Annotated in this window: 12 protein-coding genes; 2 read left to right on the plus strand and 10 right to left on the minus strand. The window is 68.1% G+C overall.

Features of this window, described 5'->3' with window-relative positions; all coding sequences use genetic code 11:
- Positions 1-31 precede the first annotated feature (31 nt).
- The 4 genes from AC1DRE_RS05925 to AC1DRE_RS05940 form a co-directional block, all read right to left on the minus strand.
- Entirely contained in the window at positions 32-1,780 is a 1,749-nt protein-coding gene (locus tag AC1DRE_RS05925; RefSeq protein WP_476983753.1) for an acetyl/propionyl/methylcrotonyl-CoA carboxylase subunit alpha, read from the minus strand.
- A gap of 7 nt (positions 1,781-1,787) precedes the next feature.
- Positions 1,788-3,473, minus strand: a complete 1,686-nt coding sequence (locus AC1DRE_RS05930; RefSeq protein ID WP_476983754.1) for a 5-oxoprolinase subunit B/C family protein — start codon at positions 3,471-3,473, stop codon at positions 1,788-1,790.
- A gap of 49 nt (positions 3,474-3,522) precedes the next feature.
- Positions 3,523-4,854 carry an MFS transporter gene (locus tag AC1DRE_RS05935; RefSeq protein ID WP_476983755.1) on the minus strand — a complete coding sequence of 444 codons (1,332 nt, stop codon included), beginning with the start codon at positions 4,852-4,854 and terminating at the stop codon, positions 3,523-3,525.
- A gap of 121 nt (positions 4,855-4,975) precedes the next feature.
- The gene (locus AC1DRE_RS05940; protein ID WP_476983756.1) at positions 4,976-5,734 is read right to left on the minus strand and encodes a LamB/YcsF family protein; all 759 of its coding nucleotides are present in this window, start codon (positions 5,732-5,734) and stop codon (positions 4,976-4,978) included.
- Positions 5,735-5,840: 106 nt separating this feature from the next.
- On the opposite strand from AC1DRE_RS05940, the gene AC1DRE_RS05945 reads away from it, so the two are divergent.
- On the plus strand, positions 5,841-6,530 hold the full coding sequence (locus AC1DRE_RS05945; protein ID WP_476983757.1) for a GntR family transcriptional regulator: 690 nt from the start codon (positions 5,841-5,843) through the stop codon (positions 6,528-6,530).
- Positions 6,531-6,535: 5 nt separating this feature from the next.
- On the opposite strand, the gene AC1DRE_RS05950 is transcribed toward AC1DRE_RS05945, so the two are convergent.
- The 3 genes from AC1DRE_RS05950 to uriH are packed head-to-tail and all read right to left on the minus strand — an operon-like array spanning position 6,536 to position 9,966.
- Positions 6,536-7,516, minus strand: coding sequence for a ribokinase (locus AC1DRE_RS05950; RefSeq protein WP_476983758.1), 981 nt, complete (start codon positions 7,514-7,516; stop codon positions 6,536-6,538).
- Positions 7,513-8,937, minus strand: coding sequence for a uridine transporter UriT (uriT, locus tag AC1DRE_RS05955; RefSeq protein WP_476983759.1), 1,425 nt, complete (start codon positions 8,935-8,937; stop codon positions 7,513-7,515). The genes AC1DRE_RS05950 and uriT overlap by 4 nt, the downstream gene beginning before the upstream one ends.
- Positions 8,938-9,966, minus strand: a complete 1,029-nt coding sequence (uriH, locus tag AC1DRE_RS05960; RefSeq protein WP_476983760.1) for a uridine-preferring nucleoside hydrolase UriH — start codon at positions 9,964-9,966, stop codon at positions 8,938-8,940.
- Positions 9,967-10,232: 266 nt separating this feature from the next.
- On the opposite strand from uriH, the gene AC1DRE_RS05965 reads away from it, so the two are divergent.
- Entirely contained in the window at positions 10,233-11,210 is a 978-nt protein-coding gene (locus AC1DRE_RS05965) for a LacI family DNA-binding transcriptional regulator (RefSeq protein WP_476983890.1), read from the plus strand.
- On the opposite strand, the gene AC1DRE_RS05970 is transcribed toward AC1DRE_RS05965, so the two are convergent.
- From AC1DRE_RS05970 to AC1DRE_RS05980, 3 genes are all read right to left on the minus strand, one after another.
- The gene (locus AC1DRE_RS05970) at positions 11,207-11,860 is read right to left on the minus strand and encodes a DedA family protein (protein ID WP_476983761.1); all 654 of its coding nucleotides are present in this window, start codon (positions 11,858-11,860) and stop codon (positions 11,207-11,209) included. The genes AC1DRE_RS05965 and AC1DRE_RS05970 overlap by 4 nt on opposite strands.
- Positions 11,857-12,123 carry a hypothetical protein gene (locus tag AC1DRE_RS05975; protein ID WP_476983762.1) on the minus strand — a complete coding sequence of 89 codons (267 nt, stop codon included), beginning with the start codon at positions 12,121-12,123 and terminating at the stop codon, positions 11,857-11,859. Before AC1DRE_RS05975 ends, AC1DRE_RS05970 begins: the two co-directional genes overlap by 4 nt.
- A gap of 351 nt (positions 12,124-12,474) precedes the next feature.
- Positions 12,475-13,578, minus strand: a complete 1,104-nt coding sequence (locus AC1DRE_RS05980; RefSeq protein ID WP_476983763.1) for an FAD-dependent oxidoreductase — start codon at positions 13,576-13,578, stop codon at positions 12,475-12,477.
- Positions 13,579-13,606 lie beyond the last annotated feature (28 nt).

Below are 13,606 nucleotides of genomic sequence, written 5' to 3' on the forward strand. Positions count from 1 at the left end.
GGCGCCACGGTATTTGGTCCCCCTGGTGCGCCTAGCCGATCAGCGCCAGCACCGCTCCGGCAGCCACCACACCGCCGGCTTTGGTGCGGATCCCGCTCACCGTTCCGTCGCGGTGCGCCGCGACCTGGGTTTCCATCTTCATCGCTTCAAGTACGACGACGGCGTCCCCCGCCGACACTTCGGCGCCCGGCTCCACGAGCCACTTCACCACGGTTCCGGCCATGTCGGCGCGCAGCTCCCCCGGATCGGCGGCGGCAGCGTCGCCGTCGGAATCCACCGAGACCCCGGCCGGGAGGGCCCCGCCGGAGCTTGCCCAGCCGTCCAGCAGGTCCGCGGGAAGGCCGACGGCCAGGCGGCGGCCGTCCACGTCAACGGTGATGGTGCGGCGTTCGCCGTCGGGCACGTCGGTGCTGTAGCCGGGATCGGCCGGGATCCGGTCCGCGAAGTCGGTTTCGATCCAGCGGGTGTGGATGCCCAGCCCGGTCTCGGAGGTGAAGTCCGGGGATTCGAGCACGGCGCGGTGGAACGGCAGCACGGTGGCCACCCCGGTGATCTCGATTTCCGCCAGGGCGCGGCGTGCCCGGCGCAGGGCCTGCTGGCGGTCCGCGCCAGTGACGATCAGCTTGGCGAGGAGGGAGTCGAACTGCGGCGCGACGAAGGAGCCGGAGCGGACGCCGGTGTCCAGGCGGATGCCCGGGCCGGTGGGGCCGCGGAATTCTGCGATGGTGCCGGGCGAGGGAAGGAAGCCGCGCCCCACATCCTCGGCGTTGAGCCGGAACTCGAAGGAGTGGCCGCGGGGCTCGGGATCCGCGGTGATGCGCAGGCGTTCCCCGGCGGCGATCCGGAACTGCTCCTGGACCAGGTCGATCCCGGTGGTTTCCTCGGTGATGGGGTGCTCCACCTGCAGCCGGGTGTTCACCTCGAGGAACGCCACAGTACCGTCGGCAGCGACCAGGAATTCCACGGTGCCGGCGCCGGAATAGCCGGCTTCCCGGCAGACTGCCTTGGCGGCGTCGTAGATCTGCTGCCGCTGGTGGTCGCTGAGGAACGGTGCGGGTGCTTCCTCGACGAGCTTCTGGTGCCGGCGCTGGAGGGAGCAGTCGCGGGTTCCGACGACGACGACGTTGCCGTGCGTGTCCGCCAGGACCTGGGCCTCGACGTGGCGCGGACGGTCCAGGTAGCGCTCCACGAAGCATTCGCCGCGTCCGAACGCCGCCACGGCCTCGCGGACGGCGGAGTCGAAGGCTTCCTCGATCTCGTCCATGTTCCGGACCACCTTGAGCCCGCGGCCGCCGCCGCCGAAGGCCGCCTTAATGGCAATCGGGAGGCCGTGCTGTTCGGCGAAGGTGCGGGCCTCCGCAGCGGTGTCCACGGGGCCGTCGCTGCCGGCCACGAGCGGGGCTCCGGCGCGGACGGCGATCTCGCGGGCGGTGATCTTGTTGCCGAGCTGCCGGATGGCTTCCGGGGTGGGGCCGATCCAGGCGAGTCCGGCGTCGAGTACAGCCTGGGCGAAATCGGCGTTCTCGGACAGGAAGCCGTAGCCGGGGTGGACGGCATCCGCTCCGGCCCTTGCCGCGATCTCCAGCAGTTTGGGGATGTTCAGGTAGGTGTCAGCCGGGGAGTTCCCGTCCAGGCTGAAGGCTTCGCTGGCGGCACCGACGTGCATGGCATCGGCGTCGATGTCCGCATAGACGGCGACGGATTCCAGCTGGGCGTCCTCGCAGGCTCGGGCAATCCGGACGGCGATTTCACCACGGTTGGCGATCAGGACCTTGCGCATCAGTTACTCACTTTTCTTGGGAAGTCTGGTCGGGGGCAGTCTGTTCAGGGGAAGTCTGTTCGGAGGCACGGCGGAAGCGGATGCTGCCGCCGATCGGCACCTGGGCGGCCAGATCGAGCTGGTGGTCCACCACCACGCCGATCACCGGGTAGCCGCCCGTGATCGGATGGTCGGCCAGGAAGAGCACAGGCAGGCCTTCGGGCGGGACCTGGATGGCTCCGGCCACGGTGCCTTCGCTGGGCAGTTCGCCTTGCCGGCTGCGTTCCAGCGGCGCGCCGTCCAGGCGCATGCCGACACGGTTGGACTGGGGCTTCACTACCCAGTCCTGCCCGCAGAGGGAGTCAAGGGCGGCCTCGTCGAACCAGTCGGCGCGCGGACCCAGCACGATGTCCAGAACCGTGACGCCGTCCCCGGGAAGGTCCGGCTGGAGTTCGGGATGGCCCACAACGCCGGATTCGGTGACGTCGCCGGATGCCAGGACCTGGCCGGCGGCAAGCGGCGCCGGCCCGATGCCGGACATGGTGTCCGTGGAGCGGCTGCCCAGTACCGGGGCGGCGTCCACACCGCCGCGGACCGCAAGGTAGCTGCGGAAGCCCGCCTCCGGCGCGCCAAGGGTCAGGATCTCGCCGTCGAGCAGGGCGAACGGGGTGGCCATGGGAACGGTGCGCTGGCGTGCGGGCTCGTCCGTGTCAGAGTCTGATCCAGCGTCCGACGGCGAGTCGACGGTCAGCGCCGACGGCGCCCCTGCAACGGCCACGACCTGGTCCCCGACGGCCTGGACCCTGAGTCCGCCGGCGACGCTTTCGATGGCTGCGGCCGAGGCGGCGTTGCCCACCAGCCGGTTGGCCCGCCGCAGCGAAGCCCGGTCCAGCGCACCGGCCGCCGAGACACCCAGCGCGGAGTGGCCGTGCCGGCCGAGGTCCTCGATGAGGCTCTGCAGTCCGGGTGAAACAATCCGCAGCCCTGAGGCAGGTTCCCGGGCCGGCACGGTGGAGTCAGGCGCCGCCCCGGACGCTGCGGGCTCCGGCGCCATGGTCACAACATCGCGGACAGCACGGAACTGGACCCGGTGGCCAGGACTTGCCAGCGCCGGCTCGGCCCGGTCGAGATCCCACATGCGGGCCCCGGTCCGGCCGATCAGCTGCCAGCCGCCCGGGGACTTGCGCGGGTACACGGCCGAATAGTTGCCTGCCAGCGCCACCGATCCGGCGGGCACAGCGGTCCGCGGTGAGCTCCGGCGCGGCACTTCCAGCACCTGGTTCTCCCCCACCATGTAGCCGAACCCCGGCGCGAACCCGGCGAAAGCCACCGTCCAGACCTGGCCGGTATGGGCTTCAATGACACCCTCAGTTCCCAGGCCCGTAAGCCGTCCCACTTCGGCGAGATCCTCGCCGTCGTACACGGTATCGATGTACACCAGGCCGCCGTCCCGCCGGACCGGAGCCGTGAGGTCCAGATCCATCAGGAGGTCGCCCATGCGGCGGGCCGCCGCCGGCGACTCCGCACGGACCATAACGGTCTGCGCGGCCGCCAGCACGTCCTGCTGGCCCGGCAGCGGCGATTCGAGGAGCAGGGTCTGCAGGGCGAGGACGTCCTGGGTTCCGGAAAGCTCCGCGAGCACCGCCCGCGTTCCCACGGGCCGTACCGAGAGGACCTTGTGCACGGTCAGGGTTTCCATTGCTACCGCTTCCATCGTTGGCAGTGCTTGAACTGGGTTTGCGCCGAACAGGTTTCCGCGGCGCTTAGGCGTGGGTGTCCGCCAGGAGACGCTCTTCTTCGGCGGTCTGCGGGTTCCGGCCGAGGGCCAGGCCCACAACCGTCACGGCGGAGGCCACCAGGAGGTACGCCGCGATCAGGTACCAGTCACCGGAGACTGCGTAGAGCGCGGTGAAGATGAGCGGAGCCACGGCGCCGCCGATCACGCCGGCCAGGGTGTAGGCCAGCGAGCTGCCGGCGTAGCGCAGCCGGGCCGGGAACTGCTCGGTGATGTAGGCGGCCTGGGGGCCGTACATGAAGGCGTGGAAGGCCAGGCCGATCACAACGCCGATGGTCAGCATCAGCACCGACTTGCCCTCGATCATGAGGAAGAACAGCGGGATGTAGAGGGCGGTGCCCACAGCTGCGATGCCGTAGACGAGGCGACGGTTGAAGCGGTCCGTGAGGGCGCCGGCCAGCGGGATCAGGAACAGCTGGAACGACGAGCCGATGAGGATGGCCGTGAGGACGTTGCCCGTGGTCATGCCGAGTTCCTTGGTGGCGTAGACGGCCACGAAGACGGTGAACAGCGCGTAGAGGATGTCGGGGCAGACGCGGGAGAGGGCGGCGGCCACAAGGGCGCGGGGTTCCTTGCGGAACACCTCGGTGATGGGGGCCTTGGGCTGTTCGCCGTGGGCCTGGATCGCCTTGAACACCGGGGTTTCTTCAAGCTTGAGGCGGATGATCAGGCCGAAGACAACCAGCAGCGCGGAGGCGAGGAAGGCCACGCGCCAGCCCCAGGAGAGGAAGGCCTCGGTGCTGAGCGTTGCGGCCAGCACGGCCAGGACACCGTTGGCCATCAGGTTGCCGGCGGGCGGGCCGATCTGGGCGGCGGAGGACCAGAAGCCGCGCTTGTTGGCGTCACCGAATTCGCTGGAAAGCAGGACGGCACCGCCCCATTCGCCGCCGACGCCGATGCCCTGGGCCAGGCGCAGGAGCACCAGGATGGTGGGGGCCGCGACGCCGATCACGGAATAGTCGGGCAGCAGGCCGATGAGCACGGTGGCGATGCCGATCAGCAGGAGCGTCACCACCAGGACGTGCTTGCGGCCGATCTTGTCCCCTAGGCGGCCGAAGATCACGCCGCCGATGGGACGTGCCAGGTAACCCACCGCGAAGGCGGAGAAGGAGAGCAGGAGGCCGACGAATTCGTCGTTGCCCGGGAAGAAGATCTTGGGGAAGACCAGGGCCGAAGCCACGGAGTAGATGGCGAAGTCGTAGTACTCCAGCGAGGTGCCGGTGAGGCTGGCGACGTACGCTTTCAGGGCTCCGGGCGGGATTTTCCGGCCGGTGCGGGCGGCCGTGTGGCGTGTAGTCATGGTCTTCCTTCAGGTGTGCGGTGGTGCTGCCTGCGTGCTGGGTGGGGGTGCCGTTGCTGGAGCGGCTATACGGCGGAGCTGTCTACTCCGCGGAACGCTAACGGGGTCGGACGAACGCGGTTTAGACGAACGCGGTGATAGTGATGCCGGCGTCGGAAAGCGCAGCCTTGACTGCCACAGCCATGGCAACGGCCCCGGGGGAATCGCCATGGACGCAGATGCTGTCTGCATTGATTTTCAGGATGGAGCCGTCCACGGCGCGGATGGCGGAGTCGGTGGCCATGCGCAGGACGTGTTCGGCCACTTCGGCCGGGTCATGCAGGACGGCTCCGGGGAGCGAGCGGGAGACGAGGGTGCCGTCGGGGTTGTAGGCGCGGTCCGCGAAGGCTTCTGACACGGCGCGGAGTCCAGCGGCTTCAGCGAGGCGCAGCACCTCAGAGCCGGGCAGGCCAAGGATGGGCAGTCCGGGATCGACCGACCTGACGGCGTCGACGACGGCGCGCGCCTGGGCGGTGTGGGAAACAATCGCGTTGTACAGGCCGCCGTGCGGCTTGACGTAGCGGACGCGGCCGCCTTCGGCGGCGGCCAGTGCCTGCAGGGCGCCGATCTGGTAGACCACCTCGTCCGCCAGTTCGTTCGGATCCACGTCCACGAAACGGCGGCCGAAGCCGGAGAGGTCGCGGTAGCCCACGTGGGCTCCGATCATCACGCCGGCTTGCACTGCTTCGCGGCAGGTGCGGCGGATGACGGAAGGGTCGCCCGCGTGGAAACCGCAGGCAACGTTGGCGCTGGACACGGACTTGAACATCGCCGTGTCGTCGCCCAGACTCCAGCGACCGAAGGATTCTCCTACGTCGCTATTCAGGTCCATGCTAACCATTGTGATCCTCGTCTCATTGATTTACTCCTACTAGGATGCACCAAATTTAGCGATTGTTCAACAATCCTTCGATTCAACGATGTGACGATCGTGTAAATTCTGGAGTATGGCCACTTCAGAAACAGCAATCCGAGGCACGTCCCCCGCAGCAGCGAGGCTGCGTGTAGCCGTGCCGTCAGTGGCCGACCGGGTTGCTGATGAGCTCCGGCTGCAGCTGGCTGAAGGGATCCTTCTCCCGGGAGCAAGGCTGACCGAATCCACAATCGCGGAGGACCTTGGCGTTTCCCGCAACACCGTCCGTGAGGCCTTTGCCGAGCTCGCGAGTGAACGGCTGGTGGTCCGGCACCCCAACCGCGGGGTTTTTGTGGCGAGCCTGGAAGCGGGTGATATCCACGATGTCTACACCGTTCGCCGGGTCATCGAGGTCAGCGCCATCCGCTGCGGAGGCAGCCCCGAAGCGGTGGGCGCCGTCCGCGCGGCGGTGGAGGAAGGCAAGGTTGCGGCTGCCGCGAACGACGACGAAGGGCTGGGTACGGCAAACCAGCACTTCCACAAAGCGATCGTGGCCCTGGCGGGAAGCCGCCGGCTGAACACCATCATGTCCCAGGTCCTGGCCGAGATGCGGCTGTTCTTCCACAAGGCCACGATGGACGCGCACTTCTACAGCGGTTACCTCAAGGACAACGAGGAGATCTGCGTTGCCCTGGAGGCCGGCGAGCTGGACCTCGCCGCCGAGCTGCTGCTGGCCTACCTGGACCGGTCCGAGCAGAAGCAGGCCGAGGTGCACGGGGAGTAGCTGGACTACGCCCGCATCCGCTCCACATCCGCGACCCCGGCGTAGGCGGCCTGCGTGCCCTTGCGGGTGGCGGCCAGCGCCGCAGCTACAGAGGCAAAAGCGGCAGCTTCGGCCAGCGGATCACCGGCGGCAATCCGTGCGGCCACTGCGCCGGTGAACGCGTCCCCCGCACCCGTGGTGTCCACGGCGTTGACCCTGACGGGCGCGATCCTACTAACCCGTCCGTCTCCCGCGGCCTGCGAGTCGAGGACCACGGACCCATTCGACCCCAAAGTGACCAGCACCCGCTGCAGCCCGCGCTCGGCGAACCGCTGCCGCACGCGGTCCCACGCGACGTCGTCCGCTTCGGCGCCCGGCATCTCCTCGGAACCCGCGCCCCCTGAACCCAGAAACAGCGACGCCTCATGGGCGTTGACCAGCAGGACGTCGGTCAGGTCCGCCAGGCTCTGCGGGATCTCGCCGTACGGCGAGAGGTTCAGCAGGACTGTTGCGCCGGCGTCGCGCCCCGTCCGGGCAGCGGCTTCCACTGTTTCGAGGCTGACCTCGAGGCAGAGGCACACCACGGAGGCGCCGTCGAACGCGTCCGCGGACGCCGCGACGTCGGCCGGAGCGAGGGTTCCGTTGGCCCCGGCGGAAATGATGATGTTGTTCTCGCCGCGCGCATCCACGGCGATGACGGCGACGCCCGTGGCGGCGGACTGGGAAGTGCGCACGTGCGAGATGTCCACGCCGGCCCCTGCGGTGGAGGACTGGAGCATCTCGCCGTTGGCGTCGTCCCCCACTGCGCCGACAAGGCTGACTGCCCCGCCCAGCAGGCTGGCCGCCACGGCCTGGTTGGCGCTCTTGCCGCCGGGGTTGACGGCGAACCCGGTGCCGTGGACCGTCTCCCCGGGCAGCGGGAGGCGTTCGCAGTAGATGGTCAGGTCGGCGTTGAGGGACCCGACAACGACAATCCGGCCGCGCGTTCCGGCTGTCCCGGCGCTCATTCGGCCACCTCGGCCTCAACCGGCTTGGGGATCAGGAGCGAGGCGCCGAAGGCCGCCACGGTAATGACCAGCCCGACAACCACGACGGTCAGGTAGGACGCCTTGGGGTCGCCGAGGGCCGAGGTTGCCACCAGCACGGCGGGCAGCACCAGGAAGCTCAGGCCGGCGCCCAGGTTGAAGGCACCCGCGTTCATTCCGGGCAGGAATCCCGGGTTTCCGGCAGGAGAGAGCACAACTCCGAGTCCGTTCAGCATGATGTTGACCGTACCGGCGTACATGATGCCCAGCAATACCGTTCCGGCAATCATCATTGGCAGGCTGCCCAGGCCGAAGAAGGCGATCAGGGCAAGAGCGGCGATGCTGCCCAGCAGTCCGATGCGCAGCACCTTGGTGTAGCCCAGCACCGGCGCGAGCCTGCCGCTGATGGGGCCCACCAGCCAGCCGAGCAGCGCGTATGGGGTCAGGATGATCAGCGACATTTCGGTGGGTCCCACGCCGAAACCGGGAGCGGCCGCCTGCACGTAGGCGGGCACGATGCCGTTGATGACAGCGAAGATTCCGGTCATGGTCAGCGTGGTGGTCAGCAAGGGAGCCCAGGTGGAGCGCTGGCGCAGATGGACTGTTTCCACCATGGGCTGCTTGGAGCGCTTCTCAACGGTCCAGAAGGCGAAGAAGGCCGCGGCGGCCACCGCCACCAGCGCGACAGCCAGCATCAGGGTGCCCGCGGAGAAGCCGCCGACAAGTTTGGAGCCCTCGTTGAGGGCGGTGAGCAGTGCGCCGACGGCGACCACGATGAAGAAGACGCCGAGCCAGTCCATGGTGGTGCCGGCCGCAGGCTTGCTTTCGCCGGCCAGGAGCGCCACCAGGGCCGTGGCCACGAGCGCCAGGACCACCATGAGCCAGAAGATGCTGCGGAAGCCGAAGTGCTCGGCGAAGTAGCCGCCCACGAAGGAGTCCACACCGGCCACGCCGCCGTTGACGGCCGTGATGAGGCCCATGAGTGTGCCGTATTTGCGCGGGTTGCTGACGGCGGAGCGCAGCATGATCAGGCACAGCGGCACGGTAGGCCCGCTGACGCCCTGGATGATGCGGCCAACAAAGAGCCAGGTGACGTCCGGCGCCAGCGCGGCGATGACCGAACCGACGGCCATCAGCAGCATCATGCCGATCAGGATCTTCTTCCGGCCGATGATGTCGCTCAGGCGCGGCAGGAACAGGGAGAACAGCGCGGCCGCGGTGAAGAACCACGTCTGGGACAGGCCAATGACGGCCTGGTCGGTGTTGAGCTCGTTGCCCATGGTCACCAGGGCCGGGCTGAGCATGGAGGCGTTGAGCTGGAAGGCCACGCAGGCGGCCAGCAGGGCGATCATCAAGGCGGTCACGTTGCCGCGGGTGGTCTTGGTTTCAGTGACGGTGGCCATTTACTTGACCCCTCCGGCTGCTGCACCGGCATGTTCGGACTGCCGGAGTTCGCCCGGTTCGCCGATCCGGATCAGCGCGTCGGTGACGAGGTCCCAGAACCGTCCGTGATCCAGGTCGACGGCGACAGAGGTGTTGCAGTCAGCGGGCGCGGGGGCCCGGAAGTCCGCTACGGTCATCCCGAGGGTCAGCCTGCCCTGCAGTTCGATGTCCACGGGGACCTTCCGCGTGGTGACGATGCTCGGATCGATCACATAGGCGACGGCGCAGGGGTCGTGGACGGGCGGGTAGTCGAAGCCCTGCGCGTCCTTGTAGGTCTTGGTGAAGAACTCCATCAGTTCCATCACGAACCTGGCCGGCGTGGTACCCACGGCGGCGATTTTCTCAACAACCTCCGGGGTGGCCAGGGCCTGGTGGGTGAGGTCCAGGCCCACCATCACGACGGGCCACTTCTCGTTGAACACGATGTGCGCGGCTTCGGGGTCGATGATGATGTTGAACTCGGCCACGGCGCTCCAGTTGCCCACGTGGTAGCCGCCGCCCATGAGGACGACTTCCTTGACGCGTTCAACAATGCGGGGCTCTTTGCGGGCGGCCATGGCGATGTTGGTGAGCCCGGCGGTGGGGACCAGGGTCACGGTGCCCGGTTCGTGCGCCATGATCGTGTCGATGATGAGGTCGACGGCGTGGCGCGGATCCAGCTCGATGGCGGACTCCGGCTGGGCGGGGCCGTCCATGCCGGTTTCGCCATGGATGTCCGGCGCCGTTTCGATGGTCCGCACCAGCGGACGGTCGCAGCCGGCGGCAAACGGGACACCCGTGATTCCGGCGATTGTGCCTACCGAGAGGGCGTTGCGGGTGACCTTTTCGAGGGTCTGGTTGCCCACCACAGTGGTAACAGCAAGCAGCTCGATGTCAGGGTTGCCGTGCGCCAGCAGCAGCGCCACGGCGTCGTCATGGCCCGGATCGCAGTCCAGGATGATCTTCTTGCGGTCAGGGTTCACGGGGTTGGGGTACACGTCTATCTCCACGTCATTGGGGCTTGCCCGAAGGGCCGGGCGTTCAGCAGGGCGCTAAAACAATCAGGGTGATCATGGCACTTCCCTGGCGCTCACGTCAAGCGCTTAACGTAATTTACGTTAAGCGCTTGATGCCAGACGGGGTATGACGAGAAACGACAGCGGCGTGCGCCGACTACGATCGAGGTATGGAATCCGCGCAGCACATTCAACGGCAACCGGCCGCGGGGCCGAGGGCCTCATCGCAGCGGGTATCAGGGCAGCGGGTTACCGCGGCGATGGTTGCCGCCCGCGCCGGGGTGTCGACAGCCACCGTATCCCTGGTGGCCAACGGCAAGACCCGCGGCCGCGTCTCCGAGGACAACATCTCCCGCGTGCGCGAAGCCATTGCGGAGCTGGGCTATGTGGTGGACGGCATTGGCAGCTCACTGGCCAAGGGCGTGAGCTCGATAGTCATCCTGGTGGCGCCGGATATTTCCAACCCGTTCTTTGCCAAAGTGATCGCCGGCGTGCGGGAATCCCTTGGCTCCGACTATCAGCTGCTGCTGTCCGTCACCGACGCCGGCGAGTTCCCCCAGGCCGACGACGTCCGGAGGCTCATGGCTCTCCGGCCCGCCGGCCTGCTGGTGGACGCCCCCAACGCCAAGTTCCTGGAGGAGCTGTCCGCTGCCGGTCCCCTGGTGCTGCTCGACGCCCCGGGGCTGGAGGGCTACGCCCCGTCAGTGAACCTCGATGTGGCGCACGGCGCACGGGAGCTGGCGTCGCACCTGGCCGCTTCGGGGCACAAACGTGTTGCCTATGTGGACAGCGTGACCGGCACGGCCACCTTCGAGGTGAGGCGCAGCGCCTTCCTCAAGGAGGCCTCGGAACGCGGGATTTCAGTGCCGCCCGGATGCATCATCAGCACCACGATCGACGTCGGCACAGCGGCGAGCGCGTTCGCCGTCGCCTGGCCGCAGTGGCAGCGGCAAGGTGTCACCGCCGTCGTGTGCGGCACCGACACGCACGCCTATGGCGTGCTTCAGGAAGCCCGCGTCGCGGGAGTCCGGATCCCCGAAGAACTGGCGGTGGCGGGGTTCGACGACCTGCCGTATTCAGCGACCAGCAATCCCAGCCTGACCAGCGTGCACCTCCCGGCCACTCCCCTGGGGCTGAAGGCCGGCGAGCAACTGCGCTTCCTCATGGAGGGCCGCCCCTTGGACCAGCCGCAGGTGACGCTGGAGAGTTCGCTGGTTGTCCGCGGCTCCACAGCCTAGCGCCCGTTCTGGCCGACCCGCTCCCGCTGCCGCCGGTACGCCCTGACCGACAACCACGCAACGGTGGCCGCAATCGCGGCATAGACGGCGTAGTTGAGGTACTTGGAGTACTCCTCAATCAGCCTGTACTGGGCCCCGAGGAGAACACCGAGACCGATCAGCAGGGCATTCCACAGCCCGCTGCCGGCAATCGTGAACACGCTGAAGGTGGCCAGGTTCATCCTCCCTGCACCGGCGGGGACGGAAATCAGGCTGCGCACCCCGGGGAAGAACCTGCCGAAGAACACCGCCGACTTGCCGTGGCGCTGGAACCAGTCCGCAGCCTTTTCGAAGTCCTCGCGGTCCATCAGGGGAAGCCTGGACAGTGCGCTGATCGCGCGTTCCAGGCCCAGTCTGGCGCCGAGCCAGTACAGCAGCAATGCACCGGCGTACGCGCCGAGGGTGCTCGCGAAAAATACGAGGCCCAGGCTCATGGTCCCCTGCTTGGTGAGAAACCCGGCCAGCGGCAGGATCACCTCGCTCGGGATGGGCGGAATGATGGTTTCGGCAAGCGTAAAGAGGCCCACGCCCCACTCGCCCATTGCGTCGATGCCGCGCGCAGCGAAGCCGGCTATCTCCGTGAGGTCGTCCACGGCATTTGCGGGCATCATGACCGGGCCTGGGCACCGGGGCGGATCCTCATAAAACCAAAAACTGAGGAGAGCAGCAGCATCCCGCCGCCGATGGCAATCAGGTATCCGGCCACGGGGACGGCCCCCTGCTCAGCCCTGCTGGAACCCGGCGCTGCCGCTGCCAACGTCCGGGCGGACCGGGACAGCGGCGAAGGCGTCATCGCCGGCGGGGTAGCCAGGGCTGCAGCTGGCTGCGTTCCGGCGGACGAGGCTGGCGTCGGCGACAATCCCTGGCCGGTCACGGCTCCCTGGGACGGCACGCTTTCCGCGCCGGACCCGGTGACAACGGGCCGGGTTTCGGCGGGACGTGCTCCACCCTGCCCGGGTCCGGGGCTGTCCGGTTCAGCCGGGGAAGACGCCGGAGATGTGGGCGCCGGGGAAGGCGGGCCGCCTTTCACGCAGAACCCTCCAGCGGCAGCCGGAACCTGTTTGTCAGGACACGGCTCAGCGCTTGCGGGCACCGCCAAAGCCAGAATACCGGCGGCGACGACGGACAGCACCGCGAGGACGCAGAGAAGCAGCCGACCGTTGCACATGTCATCCAACGGTACCCTCTGTAGCGGGTTCCGGCCTGCTGACCGCCGGCCAGGGCCTTAGCGGCGGGCTGTGAAGCGGGCCGGTGCAGCACCGCCGTCCGCCAGGTCCGCAAGCACCCGGCCCACTGCCGGAGTGAACTTGAAACCGTGCCCGGAGAAGCCGGCGCCGACGACAACCGGGCCAGAGCGGTCCAGCACAAAGTCCTCGTTGGCGGTGCTGGTGTACGTGCAGCTGATCGGAACAGCCGATGCCGGATCAACGCCCGGGAGCCACTCACGGACGTACCGCGCCAGCGCCTCCAGCTGGACCGGTTCGGGGATGAAGCTGCGGGCGTCAGGGTCGGTCACCGGCCCCACGCCGTGCCAGCCGGCCTTGATCCCCTCACCCGGAGTGAGCATTCCGTAAACCGGGCTGTACCAGTAAGAGTCCCGGCGATCGTCCGGGTCGGGGTTGTGGTTGAAGCTGGGCCAGACCAGCGAGTCGTCCAGCGGCGTGAAATGCGCGGGTTGCTCCTGCGTCACCACGAGCCTTGGAAGACTGACCAGGTTTGCCACAAGCTTGCCGGTCCAAGCTCCGGCGGTGACCACAACGCGGCGCGCGGTGATCTCGGCTGAGTCTGTCACGACGACGGCACGGTCGTCGCCGGCGACGCGGATGTCACGGACCGGCGTCGAATACTCGAAGCGCGCGCCGTGTGCCTCCGCGGCCTGGCGCAGCGCCACCAGGGCCTCGGCGGCCCGGACACGCCCCGAGCCGGGAACCACCAGGACGTCGCCCCGGAAGTTCATGCCCTGCCAGCGGCTGGCCGCCTCCGACGCCGAAATGAAGTGGCTTTCGATGCCCCGCTCGGCGTGCGCCGAGCGGACGTCCTGCAGCCGGCTAGCGTTGCCGTGATTCACTAGGCCCACGAGGTCCAGGAGCTGCCTGCCCGATTCGACGGCGAGCTCGTCCCAGAGATCCTTGGCCTCGGCAACCAGGTCGAGATAGTCGGCCTCCGCGTACGCCATGTTGAAATTGCGGGTCGCACCATGGGAAGCACCGATGTGGTGCCCCTGCTCGAACTGCTCCAGAAGGACAACAGACCGGCCACGGCGGGAAAGCTGCCACGCGGCAGCAGACCCCATCGCCCCTCCGCCGACCACAACGACGTCAACTTCCACCACGGCTCCACCCAACTCAGTCCCGAAG

This window comes from Arthrobacter sp. P4_H3 (genome assembly GCF_056400885.1).